General features: G+C 70.2%; 21 protein-coding genes. 6 read left to right on the forward strand and 15 right to left on the reverse strand.

The features are described from left to right. Together E2493_RS02285 and E2493_RS02290 are read left to right on the forward strand one after the other, a co-directional pair. The gene (locus E2493_RS02285) at window positions 1-408 is read left to right on the forward strand and encodes a hypothetical protein (protein ID WP_135083296.1); all 408 of its coding nucleotides are present in this window, start codon (window positions 1-3) and stop codon (window positions 406-408) included. Between the two features lie 44 nt (window positions 409-452). After that, window positions 453-626, forward strand: a complete 174-nt coding sequence (locus E2493_RS02290; RefSeq protein WP_135083298.1) for a DUF465 domain-containing protein — start codon at window positions 453-455, stop codon at window positions 624-626. Between the two features lie 52 nt (window positions 627-678). Here E2493_RS02290 and E2493_RS02295 read toward each other — a convergent pair whose 3' ends face one another. From E2493_RS02295 to E2493_RS02320, 6 genes are all read right to left on the reverse strand, one after another. Next, window positions 679-1,125, reverse strand: coding sequence for a DUF983 domain-containing protein (locus tag E2493_RS02295; protein ID WP_135083300.1), 447 nt, complete (start codon window positions 1,123-1,125; stop codon window positions 679-681). Window positions 1,126-1,376: 251 nt separating this feature from the next. Continuing rightward, a complete protein-coding gene (gene phoB / locus E2493_RS02300) occupies window positions 1,377-2,069 on the reverse strand; it encodes a phosphate regulon transcriptional regulator PhoB (RefSeq protein ID WP_135083302.1) in 693 nt (230 codons plus the stop codon). Continuing rightward, on the reverse strand, window positions 2,059-2,868 hold the full coding sequence (locus tag E2493_RS02305) for a phosphate signaling complex PhoU family protein (RefSeq protein ID WP_135083304.1): 810 nt from the start codon (window positions 2,866-2,868) through the stop codon (window positions 2,059-2,061). Before E2493_RS02305 ends, phoB begins: the two co-directional genes overlap by 11 nt. Beyond that, window positions 2,865-3,992: an ATPase, T2SS/T4P/T4SS family gene (locus E2493_RS02310; protein ID WP_167737339.1), complete on the reverse strand. Its 1,128-nt coding sequence runs from the start codon at window positions 3,990-3,992 to the stop codon at window positions 2,865-2,867. Before E2493_RS02310 ends, E2493_RS02305 begins: the two co-directional genes overlap by 4 nt. A gap of 142 nt (window positions 3,993-4,134) precedes the next feature. Continuing rightward, window positions 4,135-6,717 carry a TonB-dependent receptor gene (locus E2493_RS02315; protein WP_225421088.1) on the reverse strand — a complete coding sequence of 861 codons (2,583 nt, stop codon included), beginning with the start codon at window positions 6,715-6,717 and terminating at the stop codon, window positions 4,135-4,137. Window positions 6,718-6,943: 226 nt separating this feature from the next. Continuing rightward, window positions 6,944-7,432, reverse strand: a complete 489-nt coding sequence (locus E2493_RS02320; RefSeq protein WP_135083310.1) for an Lrp/AsnC family transcriptional regulator — start codon at window positions 7,430-7,432, stop codon at window positions 6,944-6,946. Between the two features lie 75 nt (window positions 7,433-7,507). On the opposite strand from E2493_RS02320, the gene E2493_RS02325 reads away from it, so the two are divergent. Next, window positions 7,508-8,491, forward strand: coding sequence for a DMT family transporter (locus E2493_RS02325; protein WP_135083377.1), 984 nt, complete (start codon window positions 7,508-7,510; stop codon window positions 8,489-8,491). Window positions 8,492-8,524: 33 nt separating this feature from the next. Here E2493_RS02325 and E2493_RS02330 read toward each other — a convergent pair whose 3' ends face one another. The 4 genes from E2493_RS02330 to E2493_RS02345 form a co-directional block, all read right to left on the reverse strand. Continuing rightward, the gene (locus E2493_RS02330; protein ID WP_225421089.1) at window positions 8,525-9,475 is read right to left on the reverse strand and encodes a PAS domain-containing protein; all 951 of its coding nucleotides are present in this window, start codon (window positions 9,473-9,475) and stop codon (window positions 8,525-8,527) included. A 59-nt stretch (window positions 9,476-9,534) separates the two neighbouring features. Then, the gene (locus E2493_RS02335) at window positions 9,535-10,668 is read right to left on the reverse strand and encodes a tetratricopeptide repeat protein (protein ID WP_135083313.1); all 1,134 of its coding nucleotides are present in this window, start codon (window positions 10,666-10,668) and stop codon (window positions 9,535-9,537) included. 164 nt (window positions 10,669-10,832) lie between these two features. Further along, window positions 10,833-12,602, reverse strand: coding sequence for a vWA domain-containing protein (locus E2493_RS02340; protein ID WP_225421090.1), 1,770 nt, complete (start codon window positions 12,600-12,602; stop codon window positions 10,833-10,835). A 73-nt stretch (window positions 12,603-12,675) separates the two neighbouring features. Then, window positions 12,676-13,263, reverse strand: a complete 588-nt coding sequence (locus E2493_RS02345) for an RNA polymerase sigma factor (RefSeq protein WP_225421091.1) — start codon at window positions 13,261-13,263, stop codon at window positions 12,676-12,678. Window positions 13,264-13,406: 143 nt separating this feature from the next. Between E2493_RS02345 and E2493_RS02350 the strand changes: the two genes are divergently transcribed. Continuing rightward, on the forward strand, window positions 13,407-14,648 hold the full coding sequence (locus E2493_RS02350; RefSeq protein WP_135083317.1) for a glycoside hydrolase family 18 protein: 1,242 nt from the start codon (window positions 13,407-13,409) through the stop codon (window positions 14,646-14,648). Between the two features lie 12 nt (window positions 14,649-14,660). On the opposite strand, the gene E2493_RS02355 is transcribed toward E2493_RS02350, so the two are convergent. Both E2493_RS02355 and E2493_RS02360 read right to left on the reverse strand, forming a co-directional pair. Further along, window positions 14,661-15,728 carry a DUF5694 domain-containing protein gene (locus E2493_RS02355; protein WP_225421092.1) on the reverse strand — a complete coding sequence of 356 codons (1,068 nt, stop codon included), beginning with the start codon at window positions 15,726-15,728 and terminating at the stop codon, window positions 14,661-14,663. 63 nt (window positions 15,729-15,791) lie between these two features. Next, a complete protein-coding gene (locus E2493_RS02360) occupies window positions 15,792-16,739 on the reverse strand; it encodes a 3-keto-disaccharide hydrolase (protein WP_135083320.1) in 948 nt (315 codons plus the stop codon). A gap of 216 nt (window positions 16,740-16,955) precedes the next feature. Between E2493_RS02360 and E2493_RS02365 the strand changes: the two genes are divergently transcribed. Next, entirely contained in the window at window positions 16,956-17,654 is a 699-nt protein-coding gene (locus tag E2493_RS02365; protein ID WP_135083322.1) for a pirin family protein, read from the forward strand. A 53-nt stretch (window positions 17,655-17,707) separates the two neighbouring features. Here E2493_RS02365 and E2493_RS02370 read toward each other — a convergent pair whose 3' ends face one another. Together E2493_RS02370 and galA are read right to left on the reverse strand one after the other, a co-directional pair. Beyond that, entirely contained in the window at window positions 17,708-20,929 is a 3,222-nt protein-coding gene (locus tag E2493_RS02370) for a PAS domain S-box protein (protein WP_167737341.1), read from the reverse strand. Between the two features lie 90 nt (window positions 20,930-21,019). Then, window positions 21,020-23,539, reverse strand: coding sequence for a beta-galactosidase GalA (gene galA / locus E2493_RS02375; protein WP_135083325.1), 2,520 nt, complete (start codon window positions 23,537-23,539; stop codon window positions 21,020-21,022). 242 nt (window positions 23,540-23,781) lie between these two features. On the opposite strand from galA, the gene E2493_RS02380 reads away from it, so the two are divergent. Further along, window positions 23,782-24,555, forward strand: coding sequence for a Crp/Fnr family transcriptional regulator (locus tag E2493_RS02380; RefSeq protein WP_167737342.1), 774 nt, complete (start codon window positions 23,782-23,784; stop codon window positions 24,553-24,555). A gap of 28 nt (window positions 24,556-24,583) precedes the next feature. On the opposite strand, the gene E2493_RS02385 is transcribed toward E2493_RS02380, so the two are convergent. Then, window positions 24,584-24,985, reverse strand: a complete 402-nt coding sequence (locus E2493_RS02385) for a sensor histidine kinase (RefSeq protein ID WP_135083329.1) — start codon at window positions 24,983-24,985, stop codon at window positions 24,584-24,586. Window positions 24,986-25,037: the final 52 nt, after the last annotated feature.

Here is a 25,037-nt window from a genome sequence, read left to right on the forward strand (position 1 = left end):
GTGGGCGCCCCTCGACGCCAGGCTGCGGCGCAACCCGCCTGCGCCGAGCCCGCGCGCTCCTCGCGCGCCGCGCGGAAGAGCCCTTTCGCCGCGCTCCTGATCCTGCTCGGCCTGATGCTGGCCGGCGGACCGGGGACGGTCCCGGCCGCCGGCGATCCGCTGGCGCGGCCGAACGCGCTTCGACAGGGCGGGCCGGCGCGTTCGCTGCTCCGCAGCGATCAGGGCAACCGCCTCTGGACCGATGCCGCACCGGCGGATGCGGATTCGCTCGGGCCGCCGCCCTCGCCGAACATCGTGGTCGAGCGTCTCGCGACGCGGCCCGGCCAACTATTCACGCCCGGCGCGTTCGCCGGCCTGCCCGGCCGGGCAGCCGCACCCTATCGGGCACGCGCCCCTCCGGCGGGCTGACCGCCGCAATGCGGCTCCGTCAGACCATCAACCGGAGAAACATCATGTCATCTGCAACCTATCGACTGACCCTCATCCACCGCAGCCTCGACGACGCGATCAGCAAGGAAATGCGGCGCCGGCGGCCGGACAGCTTCAAGCTGCTGCGGCTGAAGAAGCTGCGCCTCGCGGTGAAGGATCGCCTCGCGGCGCTGATGCGCAGATCGCGCGCCTCGTAACGGGGAGGGGCCGGCGCCTGTCGCGGGCGCCGGCCCCATAGGCCTCATCGGCTCACCAGGGATGAGGCTCGGACTTCAGCTCCGGGCCTTCGTCTCCATAGGGCCGCCAGGTGCCGCTGATCCGTCCTTCCCGCGCCTTGTAGAAGAACTGGCTGCACACCAGCCAGCCCTTCAGCGGTCGGAGGGGCAGCACGCAGGTGATCACCAGGAACGGCAGGCTGGTGACGAAATGCACCCACATCGGGGGGTCCACCCAGATCTGCAGCATGACGGCGAACACGACGGCGGGCACGCAGCCGAAGGTGATCACGAAGAAAGCGGGGCCGTCCGCCGGGTCGGCGAAGTCGTAGCTCAGCCCGCAGACCTCGCAGCCGGGTGCGAGCTTCAGGAAACCGGCGAACAGATGGCCTTTCCCGCAGCGCGGGCAGCGCCCGCGGAGCCCGGTCTGCACAGGGGGCAGCTTCGGCCAGGCTTCCGCCTCGGCAATCTCGTCGGTCATCATGAACTCCGCGTCGCGCGGGACTTGCACGCCGTTTGATCGCGCCTACGCTCATGGCAAGGCCGTGGAAAGTGGACAGATTGTCCCACAGCGGGCGGCAACCGGCCGAATCACTCGCAGCAGGTCGCCGACCTGGTCGGCGCGGTCGGCGCATAGGCCTGTCGCGTCCACCGACTCGCGCCGCGCCCGATTGCATGGCGGTCGCGATCGAGCGCCCGTCGTCTGACGCTGGCTGAGGCGAAGACGAGGGCTCAATCGCCGGCGTCCAGGGCGTAGCCGGCAGCGCGGACCGTGCGGATCAGCTCCTTGCCGCCATGAGCGTTCAGCGCCAGCCGCAGCCGGCGGATCTGGACGTCGACGGTGCGGATCTCGATCACCGCATCCTGTCCCCAGACGGCGTCGAGCAGCCGCTCGCGCGAGAACACCCGCCCCTGATGCTCGAGCAGGTGCCGCAGCACCTTGAACTCGGTGGGCCCCAGGCTGATCGGCCCGCCGGAGCGGCGCACCTTGTAATTGGCCGTGTCGAGCTCGAGGTCGTGGTAGCGCAGGGTCGCGCCGGAAAGGGCAGGGCGCACGCGCCGAAGCACCGCGTTGACGCGGGCCACCAGCTCCTTGGGGCTGAACGGCTTGGTGACGTAATCGTCTGCTCCGGTCTCGAGACCACGCACCCGATCCGCCTCCTCGCCCCGGGCGGTCAGCATGATGATCGGCAGATTGGCGGTCGGGGCATCCCGCCGCAGCCTTCGGCAGACCTCCAGGCCGGACAGTTCCTCCAGCATCCAGTCGAGGATCATCACGTCGGGCTCCAGCTCTTCGGCGAGGATCAGGCCTTCCTCGCCGCTGGCGGTCTGGGTGACGTCGAAATCCTCGCGCTCGAAATGCCACCGGACCAGCTGGGCGAGCCCGAGGTCGTCTTCCAGCAGCAGCAATTTCTTACGCGGCATTCGTCTGCTCCGGGAAGGAAAGGGGCGGAAGGGCGGTTGGCGCCAAGGCGGTTCCGGCCGCGGCGGCGCAAACCTCCGCGGCGATGGCGGCCGAATGTTCGGCGATGCGTGCGAAGCTTCTCGAGATCAGCAGCACGGCCACCGCGCTGGCAGCAGCGCCACGGTCCAGCCGCATCTCGGCGACGCATTCCTCCAGAAGGGCGAGATGAAGCCGCTCGGAGTCATTGGCCAGGGCGGCAAGCGTCTCCGCAGCTGAAGCGTCGCCCGTTACGAACGCGTCGATCGCGCATCGCATCCCATCGCGGGCGAGGCGCGCAAGGTTGCCGAACCCCCTGGGGCAGGGCAGCGGCCTCGTCACCTGCGGGATGGCGGCGACGATGCTCAGCGACTGCGCCGCTGTCCGCTCGAGCAGCGCGACGATCTTGAGGATCGCCATGATCTGCCGGAGATCGCCCGCGACCGGTGCTCGCAGGGCGAGGACGCACAGCGCGCTCTTCTCGGCCGCCGCTGCGCTGCGCAGAAGCAATGCGATCGCCTCCCGGCACCGGGCCGCGCGGTCCGGATCGCCCTTGATCACCGCTTCGGCGGCATCCCACGCGGCGGCTTCGGCGAGGCCGCCGATGGCGGCAACGTCGCCGCGCAACGATGCCAGGTCCTCGTTGAACGCCTTGACGATATGCGTGCCGACACCGCTCATGCCGCCCTCCGCGAATAGTCCCCCACAGCTTCTGCGCGGATAGGATGACAGCCATGTGACTGCGGCCGCGGCGGGCGCGAATTCCTGCCGGAAGCCGGTCATCGTCCGCCCTCCCGGGCAGGCGCTGCGTCCGCGAGGGGCCGGGCGGGCTGATCCGGCGGCCGGGAGATCAGGATGGCCTCCTCAGCGGTAATCGTGCCGTCGAGCGCGAGCGCGCGCGCGGTCGAGGCGAGGTTCCGCGTCTCGCGGAAAGCGTGACTGGCGATCACCGCCTCGTCGCCACCACGATCGATCAGGAGCTGGATCGGATCGTCGATCACGACGGCTTCGAACAACGGTGTCACACCGCGATAGCCGCTGTACGCACAGCGCGCGCAACCTTTGGGCCGGTGCAGAATGGTCCCGGGCTCGAAGCCGAGCCGCGCCGTAACGGCCTTGTCGCCCTGGACGGGCTCGGCGCAGTCGGCGCACAGCCTCGGCGCGAGCCGCTGGCCGATCGCGAGGCGGAGCACGGAGGCGATGTGGAACGGTGCGATACGCATCGCCTTCAGCGCGGCGATCGCGGCGATCGCGCCGGCGGTGCGGATCGCGCCGAGCACCAGCCGCCCGGCCCGTGCGGCCTCGACGGCCACCGTCGCGGCGGCAGGATCGGCCAGGCCGTCGATGGCGAGGACGTCCGGATCGAGCGCGAGGAGGTCGCGAAGCACCGCGTCCCCGCATTGCCCGGGTGCCTCGAGCACGGCGCGGATGCCATCGTCTCTGGCCGCGACGGCATGCTGCAAGGAGGTGGAGAGGCCCGATCCGGCGGTACCGGCAAAGAGCACGAGGCCCCCGGCCCCATCGAGTGCGTCGGCGAGCACCTGCTCCACGGTCTGCGGCATGCCGAGGCCGGCGAGCAAGTCTTTCCGCCCCGGACGCGGATCGACGCGGATGACGATCCGCGCACCGTCGCCGCTCGCCGTGCATCGGATCGCCTCCTCCGTGCTGCTGCGCCTTCGGGCCGCAGCGGTGAGAAGCGCGCCTTCCCCAGGGTCGAGCAGCAGATGCTCGATCAGCGCGCCGCGAACCCGCATCAGCACGGCGACTCCGTCGGCCCGGGGAACGAGGTGGACGTGCGAGGCACCGCGCCTCTGGGCCTGGTCGACGAGCGCCTCGACGCTGTCGCGGGCCGGGTTGCTCCTCTCGCGTCGCGTGTCGTCGATCGCCGCTGGTCGCGTTGCTGCCATGTCGTGCGTCGCTCCTCGTCTCGCCGAGGACGGATGTGGCGCGCCTCCGCGTCGGGCAGGTGACGTGCGGATGACGCTTTGATGACAAAGGGGCCGCACCATCCCGTGCGGCCCCTCGCATCTCCTTACCCTATGCGGGCGGTCAGAAGCTGATCCGCGCCTCCACGCCGAAGGTGCGGGGCGCGTTGAGGTTGCCATAATCGCCGAGCACGCCGCTGTAGCTTGGAATGCCCGTGATCGAGTCGATCACCGGTGAGGAATTGGCCGCCGAGCGCCGGTAGATGTGCGTCTCGTTCAGCAGGTTGCGCGCCCAAAGCGCCAGCCGGAGCTGGGCCTCGCCGTCGTTCATCGTGATGTCGGTCAGCGCAAGGCTGCCGTTGACGATGAAGCTCGAGTCCGTCCGCACCGGCTCCGACTGGAAGCTGTACTGCCGCCCGGCGTAATTCGCGTCGAGGTGCAGGCGGATGTTCGCGTCCGCGAAGCCGGCGGGCACTTCATAGTCGATCGCGCCCGATGCCGCGTGCTTCGGCGTGAACACCGTATAGACCTGGAACAGGGGGTTGCCCGGCAGGAACGGGTTCGCCGTCGGCGGCACATTGATGTCGGTATAGGCGTAGCTCGCCGAAAGCTGGAGCTCGTCGATCGGCTGGACCGTCAAATCGGCCTCGAAGCCCTTGATCTTCGAAGTCCCCGGCGCGTTCGCCGTCTCTTCATAATGCCGGTTGAAGTTCGGGTTCGGCGAGCCGTCGGCGAGGGTGCGCCGGACGTCCACGAAATCGAAGTCGGTCTGCGTGCCCTTGCGATTCATCAGATAGGCGGCGACGTTCAGCCGCACCCGGCGATCGAGAAACTCGGATTTTGCACCGAGCTCGAATGAATCCACCGATTCGGGGCCGAATGCGCTGAAGGTCTGCGAGCGGCTGTTGGCGCCGCCGGCGCGGAAGCCGGTCGCATATTTGGCGTAGAGATGGAGATCGCGCGCCGCGTCGAAGGCCAGGGTGACCATCGGATCGATCCGTCCTTCGCGATAGCGGAAGGGGAAGTTCACCGCGACGTTGTTGAACACGGTCAGCGCGCCGTCGCGCTTGTCATAGGTGTAGCGTGCGCCGGCGGTGACGTGGAGCGCCTCCAGGCCCGGCGGAGTCCAGGTCGCCTGGCCGAAGACCGCATAGCTCTTGGCCGTCGCCTGGCTGTCGCGCGCGACGAACCAGTCCTCGCGCTGCCATCCCTGATTGGACGAGCTGATCGGCGGCAGGACGTCGGGGCTGTTGATCGTGTAGCCTGTGCCGGCCGAATTCCAGCGATTGGTGGTCGGCGTGGCCGCTGTCTCGCGGACCTTCTCGGTGAAATAATAGAGGCCGAGCACGTAATCGAGCGAGGCGACGCTGCCGACCGCCTGGAATTCCTGGCTCCACTGACGCTGGGAAAGCTCGGACAGGCTGTAACGGCTGAAGTTGGCGTTCGGGACGAACGTGGTGCGGTGCGCGCCGCCCGAATTGTCGAACTGGTGGGTCTCCACCTCGCGCCAGCCGGAGATCGAGCGCAGCTCGAGATCGGGGGTAAGCGCGTAGCGGATGGCAGCCGTGAGCCCCTGCGTCTCGTCGACGCTGGGCTGCTGCGGAACGCCGATCTCGGCCTCCTTCTGGCGTCGGTCGCCGCTCACCACCACCAGCGGCGAGAGCGGTGCGATGCACGGATTGGTGAGCGTGCCGGCGACGACGACATTGCATGGGGCATTGTTGAAGCGAAGCTGCGTGCCGCTGGTGCCGCCGTAGCTGCCGACGTTGTAGCCATTGGGATTGAAGTTGATCAGCTGGCTGTAGAAAGGCGTGTTTTCGTCCCGAGCCCTGTCGTACGAAAGGTCGACGGTGAGGCCGTCGACCGGCTGCCAGCGTGCCGCCGCCCGGCCGCCGACGCGGTGATAATAGTTCCAGCCTTTCTCCCCCTGAAGCGGGTTCTTCGTCGTGGCGCCCTGATGCTGGACGAGGCCGTCCAGCTTGAACGCGAGGTTGGCGAACGCGGGCAGATCGATATGCGCTTCGGCATTGTAGCTGCCGAAATTGCCGACGCCGCCCGAGACCCGGCCGCCGAACGCGCCGGTGGGCGCACGCGTGACGATGTTGAGCGCGCCGCCCTCGGTGTTGCGGCCGAACAAGGTGCCCTGCGGCCCGCGCAGCACCTCGATTCGCTCGATGTCGAACAGCGCGGCGTTGAGGCCCTGCTGGCGACCCAGATAGATGCCGTCGATATAGACCCCGACGCCCTGGTCGCGGGCAGTCTGGTTCGCGTCGAACGGCACGATGCCGCGAATCCCGACCGTCAGCGCCGATTGGCGCGATTCGAACGTGGCGACGCGCAATGACGGTACGGCGCCGTCGGTGAGGTCGAGAAGGCTCTGGGCGCGGCGATCCTCGAGCATCTGCTCGCCGATCACCGAGATCGCGATCGGCGTGTCCTGGAGGTTGGTCGCACGTTTGGTCGCGGTGACGACGATCTCACCGAGCTGATCGTCCACGCTCCCGATCTCGGCTGCGGCCACCTCCACCGGCGCCGCTTCGCCGTCATCAGACGTTGCGGCGGCGCGCGAGATCGTGCCGGACAGCTCCTCGGCAGCCTCCTTTGCGCCTTCAGCGCTCGCGGTCGCGGACCATGACGCCAGCAGCAGGCCCGCTTCCGCGAGCAGAAGGGTGCGCCTGCCGCGGCATGCGCGAGTTGTCGACGCCACGTTGGAGGTCGAAGCGGAAAACAAGTTGAAGGCAGGCATCGATAATTCCCCCGTAGAGTCGCGAAGATCGAGAAGGTCGGAACCGCCTGTTGCTGTCCGCCTCCGCCGCTGCGGCTAGGGGTGTTCGATGATATTATTGTGACAACCGGATTTTGTAATATGCGCTATTGTTGCTGTAATGGCTTCGTCACGAAAGCGACGCTGTTCCGTCACCGACGTACGTGGGTCAGGGAATCACCAAGGCCGTGTCGGCTTTGACCCGATCGAGCGCGATCAGCGTGCGGTAGCGCTCGACCAGCTCGTTCTCGGCGAACAGCCGGCGGGTGAGGGCTTCGTAGCTGCGCATGTCGCGTGTGACGATGATCAGCACGAAGGTGACGCCTCCCGTGACGAAATAGCATTGCTGGACGTCCGGCGTGTCGCGGAACAGCGCCTTGGCCGCGTCGACGGTCGCCGCGCGTTCGTCGCGCAGCTGCACCTCGACGATCGCGGTGATCGCCAGCGCGAGAGCGTCCGGATCGACGATCGCGACATTGCGGGTGATCACATCCGCCTCCTCGAGCGCGGCAATCCGCCGCTGCACCGCCGCCGCCGAGAGGTTGACCGCTTCGGCGATCGTCCGCTGCGGCGTCTTGTTGTCGCGCTGAAGGATCCGGAGGATCGCGCGATCGAACGCGTCGGGGGCGGCGGCGGAGCGGGGGCGCTTCTGGATCATTCGCGAGTTTTTGTTGCATCTCGGGCGCCAATCAAGAGCGCACGGCTCGCTTCGATGATGATAATCCTCGCCGCCATGATCGATCGGGAGCAGGGACCGGCGGATGGCGGGGCGGGGCGCAGCCCGACGGCGCGCGGCGTCGCCTGCGGGATCGGTGCGGGCGCGCTGTGGGGGCTGGTGTTCCTCGCGCCGGAGCTCGTCCGCAGCTTCGGGCCGCTCGAGCTGACCGTCGGCCGTTATCTCGCTTTCGGACTGATCTCGGCCGTGCTGATCGCGCCGCGCCTCGCCTTCCTTCTTCCGAAGCTCGGCGGGCGGGAGTGGCGGGCGCTCGCCTGGCTCGCTCTCGCCGGCAACACTCTCTACTACATCCTGCTGTCGAGCGCCGTGCAGACCGGCGGTATCGCGATGACCTCGCTCGTCATCGGATTCCTGCCGGTCGCGGTGACGATCATCGGCAGCCGCGACTCCGGCGCGGTGCCGCTCGGCCGCCTCGCACCGTCGCTCCTGCTCTGCGCGGCAGGGGCGGTCTGCATCGGCTGGCAGGCGATCGCGGCGCCGAGCGCAGGCTCCGTTGGCGCGCAGCTCGCCGGCCTTGCCTGTGCGATCGGCGCGCTCGTCTCGTGGACGGCCTATGCGGTGGGCAACAGCCGCTGGCTCGTGCGCCTCGGCGGCGTCTCGGCGCACGACTGGAATCTTCTGATCGGGATCGTCACCGGCGCGCAGGCGCTGATCCTGGCGCCGGCCGCGTTCCTGCTCGGCGCGCGCGGCAACGGGCCGGGCGACTGGGCCGCCTTCGCCGGCGTCTCGCTCGCGGTCGCGCTGCTCGCGTCGATCGGCGGCAATGCCTTGTGGAACCGGATGAGCCGGCTCCTGCCGCTCACCCTGGTCGGACAGATGATTCTGTTCGAGACCCTGTTCGCTCTGGTCTACGGCTTCCTCTGGGAGCAGCGCCTGCCGACCCCGCTCGAGGCCGCCGCCTTCGTCCTCGTCGTGCTGAGCGTCCTCACCTGCCTCGCCGCGCATCGCCGGCCCGCGGCGGCGCTCGCCGCGGCGGCCTGATCGACACAGGCCGGGTGCCAGGCGCCCGGCAGATCAGGCGACGGCGGTGACGTCACCGGTGGCGAGGACGGCGCGGATTTCGCCCGAGGCGCTGCGCATCGGGGTGAAGGTCAGCGGCAGCGCTGCCGGGTCGTTCTCGCCGGCGAAGCGGATCGCGCCGCGGACCGCGACGGCGGTGCTCAGGCATTCGAGCAGCGCCCGCTTGAGCTCGCGCGCGTCGGCTCCGGCCAGCGCCTCCGGGGTCCGGCCGCCCGCGGCGTAGCGGGAGAGGCCGGCGAAGCGCTCGGCCGCCTCGTTCATCGTCTCGAGGACGAACTCGCCGCCGCCGGACAGAGCGAAGATGAACAAGGGGTGCGCGCTGTTCTCGAACAGGCCCACGAACCGCGCCTCGCTCTCGCGCAGGGCATCGGCGTTGCGCTCGTGATCGGTGACGTCGCGCATCACCCCGGTGAACAGCCGGCGCCCGCCGTCCTGCCACTCGGTCATGGTCAGCTCGAACGGGAAGACGTCGCCGCGCTTGCGCACGCCCTTGTGGACCGAGCGGAGGCGCGCCGCCTCGACCATCGCCGTGACGCCGTTCGCCGCCAGATAGGCGGCATGCGCGCGCCGGCCGCCTTCGGTCATCAGCCGCTCGAGGCTGGTGCCGATCATTTCCTCGGCGCCGTAGCCGAACATCCTTTCCGCGGCGCGGTTGAAGGTCAGGATGGTGGCGCGCTCGTCGATCACCAGGATCGCCTCGCCGGCGCCGTCGATGATCGCACGCTGCCGCGCCTCCGCCTCCAGCACCGCCTCGAGCGGCGCGTCCGAGCCTTGCGGTCCGCGCCACGCTGCGACCGCCGCGGCGAGCAGGAGCGCGAGCGCGGACAGCTTGAGGATCGTGTCCGGCGCAGCGGGAAACAGGGACGCGACGATGCAGGCACCGGCGGCTCCCGCGAGCCCCGGCACCGCCAACCGATTTTTGAGCTCCCCCCCGGCGGTCTCCATTGGAACGGAATAGGCGCAGAAGAGCCGCTTGCGGTCAATCGGGCGAAAGGCGGGCCTGGTCAGTCGGCCAGGGCGCGGTAGCGCGGATCGAGCGCTTCGGCGCGGGCTGCGTCCGCGTCCGCCCCGCGGACGTCGCCGCGCATCCTCCGCAGCACGCTGCGATTGTGATAGGCGCGGGCGGAGCGGCCTTGGCGCACGGCGCGGTCGAGATCGGCGGCGGCGCGGTCGGGATCGCCGATCTGCTGATAGGCAAGGCCGCGATTGAGATAAGCGAGGGCAAGCCGCGGCTGCAGCGCGATCGCCCGGTCGAACGCGGCGATCGCGCCGCGCCAATCCTGCTGCCATGCCTGTGTGAGCCCGGCGGAAAGATGGCTTGCGGCCTCGCCTCGCGCGCCCTTCGCCCCCGTTCCGAGAGCAGCCTTGCAGGCCTCGAGACTCTGGGCCGGATCGTTGACGGTGCAGGCATTCCAGTCGCCGCGCCGGTTCACCGCTTGCGCGTTCCTGTGCATCGTCCCGGTCACCACGATCTGCTCGTCGCCGAGCGCCTCCTCCGCGATCACCGTCACCGGCGACGCGGAGCTCTTGCTGGCCGCCCCGGCTGCGCGGCGTGCGGTGACGGTGACCGCCTCCCGCTCGGCGTCCGCGGGGCTCCGCGCCTGCGCGGGAGCCGGCGGCGGTGGGGGCGGAGGCGGAGCGAAATCGGAAGCGGGGGCGACGGGCGCTGGCGGGCTCTCGCCCGGAGTTGCACGGACCGCCGCCGACGGTGCAGCCGCCGCGCCGCTGGTCTTGGCGGGGGGCTCGACGGCAGGGGCGGGACTCGCCGCCCGAGCGCCTGCACATTCGGCTCCCGTGCAGCGCGGCGGCGGCTCTGCCTCGGGATTAGGGTATTGGGGATCGCTCGGCCTCGCCGCCTCAGGCGGGGGGCGGTCGACGTCGCTCCACGGGCCGCCGGGGGTGCGCAGCGCGATCTGGACGCTGAACAGCGCGACGAGCAGAACCGAGGCCGCGGCGGCCAGCGGCCGCCAGCCTCGCCGCAGCCCCGAGTCCGCCGTGCGGCGGGGCGGTACCGCGGTCGCCGGGGAGTCGTCGCCGTCGAAGCGCCGCAGCGCCAGAGCGATCGCCGCCTCGCGTCCGGCCGGCCGCGGCGGCGGCGGATCGGGAAGCAGGCCGGCGAGATCCTCGTCCCGGTCCATTCACTGCTCCCGAAGGGCGGCCGGCGTGCGGCCGGCGCCGGAGCAGGGAGGGAGAGGCGGCGACATTCGACCACCTATAGAGCCAATGCGGGCCCGGCCGAAGCGACGATCGCCCGACCGGGGGAGGAGGGCGCCGCCGCAGCGCCGCGAGGCCCTCCCTGCCCTCATTGCGCCAGCGCCGCCATCGACCGGGCGCTCTTCGCCGCGCGGACGAGCTGGACGAACTCGCTGCGATAGCCGAACTCGTCCTTGCCGCGCGCGCCATTCGCCATCGCGAGCACGTCGTCATAGCCGAGCGCGCCCGTGTGCCGGCCGCCGCGCAGCAGCTCGGCGAAGCCGGCAACGGCAACCGCGAAGCGCGCGTCCTGCGGCGCGTCCTCGAAGCGGGCGTATTGCACCCGCCGATCGATCGCCACCGAGATCAGCCGGCTCGTGTCGGACTTGGGCAATTTGTAGCGGATCTTGATGAAGCCGAGCTCGCTCGCCGGGCCGGCGGGCACCGGCTTCGGCTCGGCGTAGCGCAGGTCGCCGATCGCCCGCGGCCCTCCGATCGGCACGACCTCGTACAGCGCGGTCACCGTCCGCCCCGATCCGACGTCGCCGGCGTCGACCTTGTCGTTGTCGAAATCGTCGCGATTGAGCAGCCGCGTCTCGTAGCCGATCAGCCGGTATTCGGCCACGGCCCGGGGGTTGAACTCGACCTGGATCTTCACGTCCTTGGCGATCGGGAAAAGGCTCGAGCTCGCTTCCTCGACCAGCGTCTTGCGCGCCTCGTTCGCCGTGTCGATGTACGCGGCGACGCCGTTGCCGTTCTGGGCGAGCGTCTGCATCAGCGCGTCGTTGTAATTGCCCATGCCGAAGCCGAGCACCGACAGGAAGACGCCGCTGCCCCGCTCGCGCTCGACGAAGCCCTTGAGCTCGTTCGGGTCGGTGATGCCGACGTTGAAATCGCCGTCGGTCGCCAGGATCACGCGGTTGACGCCTTTCGGGTCGAGATTCTGCCGTGCCAGCGCATAGGCCTGGCGGATCCCTTCTCCCCCGGCGGTGCTGCCGCCCGCGCCGAGCCGGTCCATTACCGCCAGGATCTCGTTCCTGCGGCTCGCCGGGGTCGGTTCGAGCGCCACGCCGGCGCTGCCGGCATAAGTGACGATCGCCACCCGGTCCTCGCCGCCCAATTGGTCGAGCAGCATCGCGAGCGACTGCTTGACCAGCGGCAGCTTGTTCGGCGCGTTCATCGATCCCGACGTGTCGATCAGGAAGACCAGGTTCGCGCGCGGCCGGGTCGCCGCCGCGATCTCATAGCCTTTGACGCCGATCCGGACGAGCTGCCGCCCCGGCGTCCACGGGCTCGGCATCACCGCGACGCTGGTGCTGAACGGCTGGTCGGCGCTCCGCGCGATCGGGTAATCGTAGGGGAAATAGTTGATCATCTCCTCGGTCCGCACCGCCGCCGGCTGGGGCATGGTGTTCTGGTTCAGCGAGGCGCGGACGAACGAATAGGAGGCGGTGTCGACATCGAGCGAGAAGGTCGAGACCGGCTCCTCGCGCACCACCTTGAAGGCATTCTCCGCGGCGGCGGCGAACTTGTCCCGGCCGACGTCCTGATAATAAGGCCGCACCGGCTCGCCCTTGGGGGCGAACATCCCCTGCGCGATGACGGGTGGCGGCGGCGGGGGCGCGGACGGCCGCGCCATTCTTGCGGCGTCGACGACGGTGATCGCGTTCGACGACGTCATCGGCGCGCTCCTGTGGAGCGTTCCCGTGACGACGATCTCCGACTCGGAGGCGAGGGCGTCCGGCGCGGCCTGCTCGGCCGATGAAGCGACCTGTTCGTCGCCGCGGGCGCAGGACGCGACCAGCGCGAGGGCCAGGCCGGTGGCGAGTGTCTGGCACAAACGGGGCATGATGTTCTCCTCGGTTGCAGCGGCGATCATCGTCCGCTCCTCCCTTCGACGCGCCGCGCCGGGAGATCCTTGGGTGGCCCCGAAGATTTTTTGTGGAGCGCGCTCATGCGTCCTCGCGCCCCTGGTCGGCGAGCATCCGCCGCACCTCGCGCATCCGCCACGAGACGGTCGCCTCCGCGACGCCGAGGATCGCGCCCGCCTCGGCGTGGGTGAGCTGCTCGCCGGCGACCAGCACAACGGTCTCGCGATAGGCGGGCGGCAGCCGGGCGATCGCGCTCTTCACCCACAGCGCGTCGTGCATGTCGCGGCCGTCCGGCCCGCGCGCCAGCCCGGCCATCACCGCGAGCTGCCGCGTCAGGCCTCCGAACGATCTGCGGCGGCGATGGAGGTCCCGGCAGGCGTTGACCGTGATCCCGCACAGCCAGGTCGCGAACCTCGCCTCGCCCCGAAAGCTGGCGATCCGCTCGACCAGGGCGCAGCAGACGCTCTGGGCGACGTCCTCGGCATCGGCCCGGGAACCTGTCAGCTGCCACGCCAGGCGGTGGATCCGGTCGTAATGGCGCTCGAGCAGCAGGCCGAAGGCGTCGCGATCGCCCGAGACCGCGCCCGCGACGAGCGCCGCATCGGGATCCTCGCCGACGCCGGCGGCCCTCAGCCTCCGCCTCCACTCGCGTTGATCGCATCCCCCCACATTCGCCCTATGTGCCTCAGTCCCTGCGGCGGCGCCATCGTGCGGCATCGGGAGGATTGCCTCGCCCGGCCGCCTCCGCATGATGCGCGCTGTTGCGACACGATTCGGGAATTCGGCAGGTGCTATCGAACCGGTGCTCCGCGATGCGGGCCCTCTGCCGCGTCGCGGCGGCTCTTCTCCTCCTCGGGCTGGCCGGGCCCGCCCCGGCGGAGCGGGTGGTCGGCGTCTATTATGCGGCGAGCGGCAAGGCCGAGGCGGCGGCGTCGCTCCCGGCGGAGCAGCTGACCCATCTCGTCTACGCCTTCGCGACGATGTGCGGCCGCCACGCCGGCATCCCGGCCGAGGCGGCGGCCGAGCGCGCCCGCCACTGCCGCGGCCGCCGCCCGTTCGAGATCACGCTGCCGGGCGATGCGGGCACGCGCGCCGAGCTCGCCGCTCTCGCCGCCCTTAAGGCGCGCAACCCCGATCTGAAGCTGATCCTTTCGGTCGGCGGCTGGGGCATGCCGCTCTACCCCGACATGATCCGCAACGCGACGACGCGCGCCACCTTCGTGCGCTCGGTCGCGTCGTTCCTGCGCGCCCACCCGCCCTTCGACGGGGTCGACGTCGATTGGGAATATCCGGGCGGCGGCGACAATGTGCGTCCGCTGCTGGCCGAGGCGGAGCGGCAGGCGGAGGCGGAAGCCTTCCGCGCCCTCGCGCGGGAATTGCGCGCCACGCTCGACGATCTCGGCCGCCGCCATCGCCGGCCCTATCAGCTCACCGCGGCCGTCGCCGGCTATAAGCGCAGCGTCCGCGGCGTCGATTGGCCGGGCACCCAGGGCTGGTTCAACTATCTGTTCGTGATGACCTATGATTTCACGCCCGAGAAAGCGTTCGCCGTTCGCGGCGACTTCTCGGGCGGCGGCGGCCCGCCCGGCCACCACACCAACCTCCACGCCTCTCCCGCCACCGAAGGCTATGGCGCCGATGCGATGGTCCGCACCCTCGCCGAAGCCGGCGTGCCGCGCGCCAAGATGGTGATCGGCGCCGCGCTCTACGCCCGCGCGTGGAAGGACGTGGACTGGTCGGCCGGCACCTTCCCCGCCGCCACGCCCAAAGGCAGCTTCGTCGGCACCATCCCCTATCGCCAGCTCGGCGCCCGCGCGGGCAGGGGCTATGACGCCGCCGCCGAGGCCGCTTATGTCGCCGACGGCGCGGCCTTCCTCTCGTTCGACGATCCCCGCTCGATCTGCGCCAAGGGCCGCTGGGCGATCCGCCACGGCCTCGCCGGCATCTTCGCCTGGGAAGCCTCGCAGGACGACAGCACCCTGATCCCGGCGATGCGCGCGAGTGTCGAAGGGCGATGCCCTGATGCGCCAGCGGGTCCCGGGGAGCGGCGCTGAACGCGCGGTCCCTTACTTGAGCACGGCCTCGGCATCGACCAGGGCGACGTCCTGCATCATCTCGAGATAGGCTTCGAGATAGGCCTTGTGCGAGGCGCCGACGATCGCGAGCACCCGCGCGCCGGGCCGGGTTCCGGATGCTGCGCGGATGTTGGCCGCCATGCGCAGATTGCGTGTCTCCCACCACGCCAGATACTGGCGTCCGAAGAGCGCCGGGCTGTGGTGCCGGGCCGCGGCGCCGAAATCGGCCGCGATCAGGGCGTCCTGCGTCGCCGGCGCATTCATGTGCCGGTAGAAGCCGAGCACCGCGTCTCCGTCGGTGAGGGCCGCGACCCGCCGCTCGTAATCGGCCCGTCCCGCTTCCGCGGCCTTCGTGCCGCGGATCTCGCCCAGCGCCGCGCCGAAGCTGTCGTCGGCCTTGGCAACGATCGCATCGGCGCTGTGGTCGTCGCTCGGATGGACCCGCTCGAGCCCCAGCCGCGCCGCCAGCGTGGCCGCCACCTCGAAGCTCTCGTTGAGCTTCGCATCCTTGCGCTCGAGGATCTTGACCAGGGCGGCCTCGAGGCCGTCCGTCGGGCGGCGCTCGGACGGGGAGAGGCGCAGCCACTGGACCATCGCCGAGGCGCGGTCGCCCGCGGCCAGGAACAGCGCGGCGAGCCGGCGCCTCTCGGCCGCGCTCGGCGCTGCCGGCCAGGTCGCGAAGGTCTTGTCGATGGCGTCCAGCGCCTCGGCAACGGACAGGCCGGTCGCTTTCTGCGCCTCGGCCGTGCCGCGGCAGAAGTCCTGATAGGCGCTGCCGTAGAGCGCCGGAAAGCGCTGCAGCATGTCGCAATCGGAACCCGACAGCGCCTCGATGGTGATCACCTGCGGACGAAAGGCGGCGAGCCGGGCGAGCAGCGGCTCGAGCAGCTCGGCCCGGAAGCCGGGCGGCATGCCGGAAAGGTGCGGGCTGCCGAGCACCAGTATCTGCGTCGGCGCGCCCGCTATCTCCGCTTTGTGCCGGCGCGGATCGAAGGCGCCGGCCTTGGCTGCCGAGGCGACGCCGAGCGCCGCCAGCATCGCGATCACGATCCCCCGCATCATCCCTCCGCCGATTGCCGGCCTGTATTATGTGTCTAATACAGCGAGGTCAATGCCGGCTTGCTACCTCTGCGCCCCCGAGACGACGATGCGGGGCAGGGTGCGGATCGGCTCGATGCTGATGTCGCGGAACCAGGTCTCGGCGCCTTCGGACTGCAGCTGGATGCGTCCATGGGTCAGCGGCGTCCGCGTGCCGTCCGGCGCGATCGTCGCCATGTCGCGGACCTCCGCGACCGGCACGCCGTTCACCACGTGGATCGCGCGGTCGCCGAGCACGTAGAGGTCGAGCGTGTTCCATTCGCCGGTCGGCCGCTCGGCATCGCGCGCCGCCTCGACATTCCAGGTCGGGGTGCCGTTCACCATGTCGATCGCCCGCCCGCCGGCGCGGTACCGCAGGTGCGGCGCGATCAGCGAGGGATCGAACGCCACCTCGGTGCGCGCCCGCACCTTGCTGCCGACCATGACGATCATGCCGGTCGATCCCTTCATGATCTCGAACTCGACCGACGGCCGCCACGTCCCGAACACCTCACCGGCCGCGCCATGGCTGTGGTAGAGCAGGCCGTTGTTCTGCGGCGCCGTCTTGCGCGGTGCCCAGGTCCTCTCGCCCCATTTGAACTGCAGCCGCAGGTGATAGTCGCGGAGGTCCGCCTGATGGACCAGGCTGCCCCAGGTCTCGCCTCTCACCCAGATCGCCGGCCGTCCGTCCACCTGCCGCACCGCGAAGTCGCCGCTCGTATCCCGGCCGGTGCCGATCGGCACGGCGCCGGCCCCGGCATTGTAGGTGATCGAGGGATCGGCATAGCCGAGCCACGCCTGCCACCCGCTCAGGCTCTTGCCGTCGAACAAGAGGACCTTCTTCCCCGCCGGCTGCGGCAGCTCGGCCAGCGTCAGCCGCTGCGCGGTCGCGGCGGGTTCGCCGGCGATGGCCCGCGCCTGCTCAGTCGAACCCTGGGCCAGCGCCGCCGCGGGCAAGAGCATCAGGGCGAGAAAGGCACGCGTCACGATCATCATGTCCCCCATCGATCGGCGGCGACCCTATGCGGTGCATCGATCGCCGACAAGCACGGGCCGCCAGGCGATCACGAGGGACGAAGCCGCGGCTGTCGCGCGCCGGCGGCCGTGCTAAGGAGCGTCGATGCTCGACCTCACCTGCCCGTGCCGCAAGATCCGCACCGCGGCCGCGAAGCGGCCGGAGTTCCCCGCGGCGCGGCCGTCGAAAGGCGCATGATCGTCTTCCGCGACCGCGGCGCCCGCGGCCATCATCGCGGTGCGCTCGTCGATGCGCGCCACTCTTTCTCCTTCGGCGACTATCACGATCCCCGCCACATGGGCTTCAGGAGCCTTCGCGTGCTCAACGAGGATCGGGTCGTGCCCGGCGCCGGCTTTCCGGAGCACGGCCACCAGGACATGGAAATCGTCACCATCGTCCTGAGCGGCGCGGTGGCGCATCGCGACAGCCTCGGCAACGAGGCGGTGATCCGGGCCGGCGACGTGCAGCGGATGAGCGCAGGCACCGGCGTCACCCATAGCGAGATGAACCCGAGCGGCGAGGAGCAGGCGCACGCCCTCCAGATCTGGATCATCCCGTCCGAGTTCGGCCTCGCGCCGTCCTATGAGCAGAAGAGCTTCCCGCCCGACGCCCTGCGCAACCGGCTCGTCACCGTGGCCAGTGGCGAGGGACGCGCCGGCTCGCTCCGCCTCCACCAGGACGCCGCGATCGAGGTCGCACGGCTGGACGAGGGCGCAACGCTCGCCCGTCCCCTCTCGCCCGAGCGCGGCTATTGGGTGCAGGTCGCGTCGGGCCTGATCGGCCTCAACGGCACCGAGATGCGGCCCGGCGACGGCGCCGCACTGTCCGGCGAGACCCTGCTGGAGATCGAGGCGGAGACGGAGGCCGAGCTGGTCCTTCTGGATCTCGCTTAGGTTGCGATGGCGGGCGCAGGGGCGCACGCCGGGCGCCGCCGCCGCGCCTTCGCTCAATCTGCCGGGCCGGCGAGCTCCTTGAGCCGCCAGTAGGCCGCGCAGACGCGTTCGAACCTGTCGGCGGCCGGCCAGCTCTCGAGGCCGATCTCGAGCGCGTGCGCCGCCTCGCCGAGCGGCGCATCGCCGAACATGCCGGCAGTGCCGGCGAGCTGGTGGGCGATCGTCTTGATCTCGGCAATCGCGCGCTCCGTCAGGCCGCCGGTCGCGATCACCGCAACGATCGTCTCCAGCGCCGCCGCCTTGCGCGCGGCATAGCGCGCCTCCAGCGCGGGCGGGAGGGCGGTGTCCGTCGGCGCCGGTGGCGGGGCTGCGGCCCCGGGCGCCGCGGCGTGCCCGGTCGCGAGATAGCGCCGCAGCACCCGCTCGAGCGCCGCTTCGTCGAGCGGCTTGGTGAGATGGTCGTCCATGCCGGCGCTCCGGCACCGGTCGATATGGCTGGGCTGGGCGCTGGCGGTGAGCGCAACGATCGGGATCCGCGCCTGCGGGGCTCCGGACGCGCGGATCTGGCGGGTGGCGGCGAAGCCGTCGAGGACCGGCATCTGGCAGTCCATCAGCACGAGGTCGAAATCGCCGCCGAGGATCGCCGCCACCGCCTGCTCGCCGTCGCCGACAGCCGCGATCGCGGCGCCGTAGCGCGACAGCGTCGCCAGCATCAGGTCGCGGTTCAGATCGACGTCGTCGACGACCAGGATGCGCCGGCCGTGCAGCGAGTCCGGGCCGAGGCTGGAGCGGCCCGCCTGGTCCCGCCCTGCGGAAACGGCCAGAGGCAGCTCGATCTCGAGGAAGAAGGTGGAGCCCCGGTCCGGAACGCTGCGCACGCCGATTGCCCCGCCCATCAGCTCGATCAGCTGGCGCGTGATCGCGAGGCCGAGGCCGGTGCCGCCGTAATGCGAGGCGACCGACGGGCCCGCCTGGACGAAGCGGCCGAACAAGGTGTCGAGCCGGTCGGCCGGGATGCCGGCGCCGGTGTCCTTCACCTCGATCCGCAGCCGGGCCTTGTGCTCCGACCGCGCGGTCACCGAGGCGCTCAGCGTCACCGCGCCTTCGCGGGTGAACTTCACCGCGTTGGACAAGAGGTTGAGCAGCACCTGGCGGAGCCGGCCTTCGTCGCCCCGGACGTAGACCGGCAGGTCGGAGGCGAGCAGCACGTTGAGCGACAGGTCCTTGGCGACGGCCTGCGGCTCCATCAGGCCGATCGTCTGGCCGATGAGGTCGTGAAGGTCGAAATCGGCCTGGTTGAGCTCCAGCGCCTCGGCCTCGAGCTTGGAGAAATCGAGCACGTTGTCGATCACGCCGCGCAGCGCCTGGCCGGCGCTGTGGATCAGCGACACCCTGCGCTTGGTCTCGTCGCTGAGTTCGGGCGCTTCGGTGAGCAGCCGGGAAAAGCCGATGATGCTGTTGAGCGGCGTCCTCAGCTCGTGGCTGACGTTGGCGACGAAATCGGATTTGGACTTCACCGCTTCCTCGGCCCGGGCTCGCGCCTCCGCGAGCGCGTCCTCGCGCCGCTTGCGGTCGGTAACGTCGCGAATGACGTCGATGAACCCGGTGACGCCCTCGTGCTGCGCGTCGAGCAGCAGGGCGGGGCTCGATTCGAGCCACACCCACTCGCCCCTGGCGCCGAGCGCCCGCCAGCGCACGCGGCTCGTCACCCCGGTCTTCAGCAACGATCGGAACGCGTCCTTGAAGCCGGCGATGTCGTCCGGATGGATGAGCTCCGCGGCCGTGCAGCCGATCAGCGCCTGCGGCGCCACGCCCAGGATCCGCTCGCAGGCCGGCGAGACGAAGGTCAGCACGCCGGCGAGATCGCTGGTCGCGATCATGTCGGTCGAATTCTCCGCCATCAGCCGGTAGCGGCTCTCCGCCTCGCGCTCCGCGGTGAGGTCCTCCACCTGGGCGATGAAATGCTTCGGCTGCCCCTCGTCGGAATCGACCACCGAGACCGACAGCCGCACCCAGACGGCGCCGCCGCTCTTGCGGATGTAGCGCTTGGCGACGCGATAGCTCCGCCCCTCGCCGGCGAGCAGCCGCTCGAGCTCGGCGACGTCGCGCGCCAGGTCCTCGGGATGGGTGATCGACTGGAAGTCGAGCTGCTGGGCCTCCTCGGGCGAATAGCCGATGATCCTGCAGAAGGCGTCGTTGACCTTGAGGAGCGCGCCGTCGAGACCGACCAGGGCCATGCCGATCGGCGCGTGGTTGAACGCATTCTCGAACAATTCGGTGCTGCTGCGGCGCTCGGTGATGTCGTGCAGCAGCGCGGTGAACTCCCAGGCGTCGCCGATCGCGGCGGCGGTGATGGCGAGCTCGACCGGGATCTCGCGGCCGCTCTTGTGCAGCGCCTGGACCTCGATGCGCCGGCCGATCAGCCGGCCCTCTCCGGTCTCGAGGAAGCGGCGGAGCGCGGCGCTGTGCATGTCGCGCATTTCCATCGGCACGATCAGATCGGCCATGTCCTGCCCGAGCGCTTCGTCCTCGCTCCATCCGAAGGTGAGCTCGGCCTGGCGGTTCCACGACGTGACCAGGCCGTCTCCGGTCATGGTGACGATCGCCTGGTGCGCATTGCCGATGATGCCTGCGAGCCGCTGTTCCTTGGCGCGCAGCTCGGTTTCGAGCGCGGTGCGCTCGGTCACCTCGCGGGCGAGCGTGCGCGAGGTCTCGGTCCGCTCGGCGAGCGTTCGCTTGGCGCCGTCGAAGCGCACCTGCTTGTGCATCTCGGCGGCCAGCGCGGCGGTGATCAGGCGAAGCGCGTGGACGTCGTCCTCGCCGAAGGCGTGCGGCCGATCGGAGGAGATCTTGAGCACGCCCACCGTGCGGCTGCGCTGGACCAGAGGGGCGCAGATCATCGATCTTATCCCGGTCCGCTCGCAGGCCGCCCGATCGACCCGAGGGTCGTCCGCGGTGTCGCCGCACAGCAGCATCTCGCCCTGGTCGACGCACAGGCCGGAGAGGCTGCCGCGGCGCCCGATCCTCAGGCCCTTGAACCCGGCCAAGGCGGAATTGACCGCGCGGTAGACCATGTGCTCGCCCTCGGCGAGCTCCAGCACCACGCCGGCCGCGCCGACCAGTTGCTCCAGCTCGTCGATGACCAGCTGCATGAACTCGTCGAGGTCAAGCTCCGCCTCGGCGAGGCGCGACTGCACCCGCGCCAGCGCCTCGAGCCTGCGGACGCGCTCGCGAAGGTGATCGGCTTCCGATGGGCTGAGCGGCTGGTGGAGCATCTGGTCTCGTTCTGCTGTGGGCGCGGCCTGCGCGCGGCATGGCGCCTGAACCATTATAGAGCGCGCCCGCATCCCCCGGGGCGAAAGGCCTCAGCCGCCGGCCTTGGCGTCCGTCACCACCGCGACGCTCTGCCGCGCCGGACTCTGCACCCGCCTGACGCTCAGGCGCCCGGTGCGGAGACCCGGCGCGGTGGCCGCGAGGGTGAGCGGCCCGGCACCCTCGTCGGCGCGGACGATCACCTGGGCGAGTCCGTTGAACAGGCTCCGTCTGCTTCCTTTCTCGGGCTCGTGGCTGAGCGGATCGCCGTTTCCGAGCCCGATGATCGTGCCGCCGGCGATCGCGAAGTCGACCGGCAGGTTCGCGGTCGGCACGTGCCGGCCTTTGGCGTCGACCGCGTCGACGGTGATCGGCTGCACGTCCTCGCCGTCGCCGGCCATCATCGGCCGGTCGGGCGTGAGCCGGAGGGCGACGGGCGCGCCGGTCGTCTCGACCATGGCCCGCACGACCGCGCGTCCGCCGCGATAGCCGATCGCCTCCAGCCGCCCCGGCGCGTACGGCACGCTCCACGACGGCATCTCGTAGCGGTCGACCGCCTGCTCCGAGAGGCGGCGTCCGTTGAGGATCAGCGCCACCCGCTCGACGTTGGTGAACGCCATCACCTTGATCGGATCGCCCTCGCGGCCCGGCCAGGTCCAGTGCGGCGCGAGATCGAGCAGGGGCGTGTCGTCGACCCATTGCGCGCGGCGGAGATGGAAAGCGGTCTTCGGAAAGCCGCACAGGTCCATGATCCCGAACAGGCTGGAGACGCTCGGCCATTCGAACGGCGTCGGCTCGCCATGATAGTCGAAGCCCGTCCAGACGAAGGTTCCGGCGAGCCAGGGCCGCTCGGCGATCGCCTTCCACGAGCTGCGGTGGGTCGCACCCCAGTCGGCCCGCTCCTCATCATACGAGGCCATGACATGGCGGGCACGATCGGTCCTGTACTCGCCCCGCGTCATGAAGGCGCTGGTGTCCTCGGAGCTGGTCAGCGGCTTGTCCGGAAAGGCGGCATGGAACTTGTCATATTGGTCGGCCTGGTAGTTGAACCCGACCACGTCGACCGCCTGGCTGACGGTCCTCGGCGCGAACATGCCGTTGTTCATCGCGGCGGTCACCGGCCGCTGGTCGTCGAGCTGCTTCACGACATGGGCCATGCGCCGCACCATCTCATAGCCCTGCGGCGTGCCCTGCATCGGCTCCTCGTTGAACACCGACCAGAGGATCACGCTCGGCCGGTTGCGGTCGCGCCGCACCATCCATTCGAGCTGGGCGAGATAATCGGGGCTGGTGTTGAACTGCCGGTTCTCGTCCATCACCAGCATGCCGAGCCGGTCGCAGAGGTCGAGCGCCTCGGTCGGCGGGGCGTTGTGCGCGAAGCGTATCGCGTTCGCGCCGAGCGCCTTCAGCCGGCGTATCCGCCACTCCCAGAGCGCGTCCGGCACGGCGACGCCGACGCCGGCATGGTCCTGGTGGATGCACACGCCCTTCAGCTTGGTCGGCTGCTCGTTGAGGAAGAAGCCGTGCTCGGCGTCGAACCGGATCGTGCGGAAGCCGAGCTCGAGCCGCCGCTCGTCGGCCGCCGCCGCATCGCCGACGAGGCGCGTGACGAGCGTGTAGAGATGCGGCGTGTCGGCCGACCAGAGCTGCGGCGCCGGCACCGGGAGGGCGATACGCGCTTCCGCCCGGCCGAGCGGCATCACCTGCGCTCGGGTGCGGCCGCCGGCCACCGTCTTGCCGGCGGGATCGAGCAGCACCGCCTCGATCTCGGCCTCCGCCGCGGCCTCGCCGATGTTGCCGAGGGTGGCGACGACCGGCACCGTCCAGCCGCCGTCTGGGCGGCGGCGGGGATCGGCATGGATGCCGTCGGTCGTGATGTGCACGGGCGGCCGCTTCGCCAGGCGAACGTGACGATAGATCCCGCCGCCCTCGTACCACCATCCTTCCATCGGATCGGCGTCGGCCCGGACGGCGATCGTGTTGAGCGCATCCCCGTAGCGGGCGAGATCGGTCACATCGACATGGATGGAATTGTAGCCGCTCCAATTGTGCGAGACGATCGAGCCGTTGAACCAGATTGTCGCGTTCGTCGCGATCGCGCCGAACTGCAGCTCGAGATACCGGCCGCGGTCGCTCTCCTCGAGCCGCAGCGTCCGCCGGTACCAGCCGATCCCGCGCCGGCGATAGCCCTGGGAGACGTTCGCCTCGGGATCGAAGGGCCGCTCGATCACCCAGTCGTGCGGCAGGTCGACCGTCGTCCAGTCGCTATCGTCATATTTGATCGCCGCGGCACCTCGGGCGGCGCCCGCCTTGGTCGCCTCGTACGTGGCATTGTGGCCCTGGGGGAGCGGCACCTCCAGGTCGCCGGCGTGGAAGCGCCAGCCCTTGTCCAGCGTGAGGCGGCCGGGCTCGCTCTCGAACGGCTGCACCGGCATCACGGCGCGCGGCGGCGGCATCGGGAAATCGGACGGCGGCGCTCCGGCCGCCGCCGCCGCCGCGGCCGCGGAGAGATCCCATTCGATCGGAACGCTCGCCGCAATGGCTGCGGAGGCCAGGAAGTCGCGGCGATTCATCTGGTCCCCGTCCTTTGTGTCGCGCCATCTCAGCCGAGGTCGAAGGAGCGGTCAAGGCAGCGGGTGCCCGGGGGACGAGCCTTGGGAAGACGCTCCGGGCTCCGCCGGGGAATGATCCGTTCCCGAACGACTGCCGTGGATCCGCGCTCACCTCCCCCCACGCCCCGCCAAAAAACCAATCCATGTTAGCGCATGCTCGATCGATACATAGTCAGATCGGTTTGCTGGTGGAGGAGATGCAATTGGAGATTGGACCTCGAAGACAGGGACTGCAGCTGTTCCTGCAGCGCCTCAGCCTGCGTTCCGATCTGAACGGCGAGGAGCGCGAGGCGCTGCTCGCTCTGCCCGGCCAGCCGCAGCGGGTAGAGGCGCATCGCGACATCGTCGGGCTCGGCGACGACGTGGACCATGCCTGCCTGGTGCTCGATGGCCTGGTCGGGCGCTTTGCGCAGCTTTCCGACGGGCGCCGTCAGACCATCGGCCTTCACAGTCCCGGCGACATGGCCGATCTCTATTCGCTGATGATGCCCAAGGCGCCGTCGGCGCTGCACGCGCTGACCAAGGCGACGGTCCTCCGGATACCGCACGCCGCGCTGCGCAAGCTTACGGCGCGCTATCCGGCCGTCGGCGCGGCCTTCTGGCGCGATTGCGTCGTCGACGGCAACGTGATGGGACAGTGGCTGCTCAACGTCGGCCGGCGCGAGGCGCGGGGCCGGCTCGCGCATCTGATCTGCGAATTGGCCGTCCGCATCAGCCGCAGCGAGCGGCCGTCCGAGCGGAGCTATCCCATCCGCATCACCCAGGAGCAGCTTGCCGATGCCCTCGGCCTCACCTCGGTGCATGTGAACCGGACGCTGAAGGCGCTCCGGGAGGAGGGCCTCGCCAGCCTGGCGAAGGGCCAGGTGCATATCGAAGACTGGGACGCGCTGGCCGCCGCCGCCGAGTTCGATCCGTCCTATCTTGGTCTGCCCGAATCCCGCGTCGCCACGCCCGCGCTTTCGGTGCAGGGGTCCTGATCGACCGGCGCCACGAAACCGCGCGCCGTCAGGGAAGATCGCGCGCCGCGACGCCCTTGTCGTCCGTCTGCAGAATGCTCGATCCGGTGAGCAGCGGGAATTCCAGCGTGCAGAGCACGCCCTCAGGCCGAACCTCCAGCGTGCTCGTGCCGCGCAGCTCGTAGGCGAGACGGCGGGTAATCAGCTCGGTGCCGAAGCCCTGTCGGCGCGGCGCGTCCTCGGCGATGTTCATGCCGGTCTCGGCCAAGGTCATCCGCACCCGCCGCTGCGCGCCGTCCCCGCTGACGTGCCAGCCGATGATCACGCTGCCGACGATGATATTGTCGACGCTCCGATAGGGCAGTGGCTGCACGTCGAAGCGGCGCCCGTTTGAGGTGGCGGAGCAGCTCCAGTGGCAGTTCCAGGGATGCGCGTGCTGCACCGGCAGCATCTCGCACGGCTGGAGAGACCCCCGAACCAGCGCGGGATCGCTGAGGGTCCGC

The sequence above is a fragment of the Sphingomonas parva (ex Maeng et al. 2020) genome (assembly GCF_004564275.1).
Lineage (GTDB): Bacteria > Pseudomonadota > Alphaproteobacteria > Sphingomonadales > Sphingomonadaceae > Allosphingosinicella > Allosphingosinicella parva.

Bases quoted from the DNA above. Each gene is read 5' to 3' on its own strand.
- E2493_RS02290 (WP_135083298.1), top strand. From the start codon at position 453: ATGTCATCTGCAACCTATCGACTGACCCTCATCCACCGCAGCCTCGAC.
- E2493_RS02295 (WP_135083300.1), bottom strand. From the start codon at position 1,125: ATGACCGACGAGATTGCCGAGGCGGAAGCCTGGCCGAAGCTGCCCCCT.
- phoB (WP_135083302.1), bottom strand. From the start codon at position 2,069: ATGCCGCGTAAGAAATTGCTGCTGCTGGAAGACGACCTCGGGCTCGCC.
- E2493_RS02305 (WP_135083304.1), bottom strand. From the start codon at position 2,868: ATGACCGGCTTCCGGCAGGAATTCGCGCCCGCCGCGGCCGCAGTCACA.
- E2493_RS02310 (WP_167737339.1), bottom strand. From the start codon at position 3,992: ATGGCAGCAACGCGACCAGCGGCGATCGACGACACGCGACGCGAGAGG.
- E2493_RS02320 (WP_135083310.1), bottom strand. From the start codon at position 7,432: ATGATCCAGAAGCGCCCCCGCTCCGCCGCCGCCCCCGACGCGTTCGAT.
- E2493_RS02325 (WP_135083377.1), top strand. From the start codon at position 7,508: ATGATCGATCGGGAGCAGGGACCGGCGGATGGCGGGGCGGGGCGCAGC.
- E2493_RS02330 (WP_225421089.1), bottom strand. From the start codon at position 9,475: ATGGAGACCGCCGGGGGGGAGCTCAAAAATCGGTTGGCGGTGCCGGGG.
- E2493_RS02335 (WP_135083313.1), bottom strand. From the start codon at position 10,668: ATGGACCGGGACGAGGATCTCGCCGGCCTGCTTCCCGATCCGCCGCCG.
- E2493_RS02340 (WP_225421090.1), bottom strand. From the start codon at position 12,602: ATGATCGCCGCTGCAACCGAGGAGAACATCATGCCCCGTTTGTGCCAG.
- E2493_RS02350 (WP_135083317.1), top strand. From the start codon at position 13,407: ATGCGGGCCCTCTGCCGCGTCGCGGCGGCTCTTCTCCTCCTCGGGCTG.
- E2493_RS02355 (WP_225421092.1), bottom strand. From the start codon at position 15,728: ATGCGGGGGATCGTGATCGCGATGCTGGCGGCGCTCGGCGTCGCCTCG.
- E2493_RS02360 (WP_135083320.1), bottom strand. From the start codon at position 16,739: ATGATCGTGACGCGTGCCTTTCTCGCCCTGATGCTCTTGCCCGCGGCG.
- E2493_RS02365 (WP_135083322.1), top strand. From the start codon at position 16,956: ATGATCGTCTTCCGCGACCGCGGCGCCCGCGGCCATCATCGCGGTGCG.
- E2493_RS02370 (WP_167737341.1), bottom strand. From the start codon at position 20,929: ATGCTCCACCAGCCGCTCAGCCCATCGGAAGCCGATCACCTTCGCGAG.
- galA (WP_135083325.1), bottom strand. From the start codon at position 23,539: ATGAATCGCCGCGACTTCCTGGCCTCCGCAGCCATTGCGGCGAGCGTT.
- E2493_RS02385 (WP_135083329.1), bottom strand. From the start codon at position 24,985: ATGCTGCCGGTGCAGCACGCGCATCCCTGGAACTGCCACTGGAGCTGC.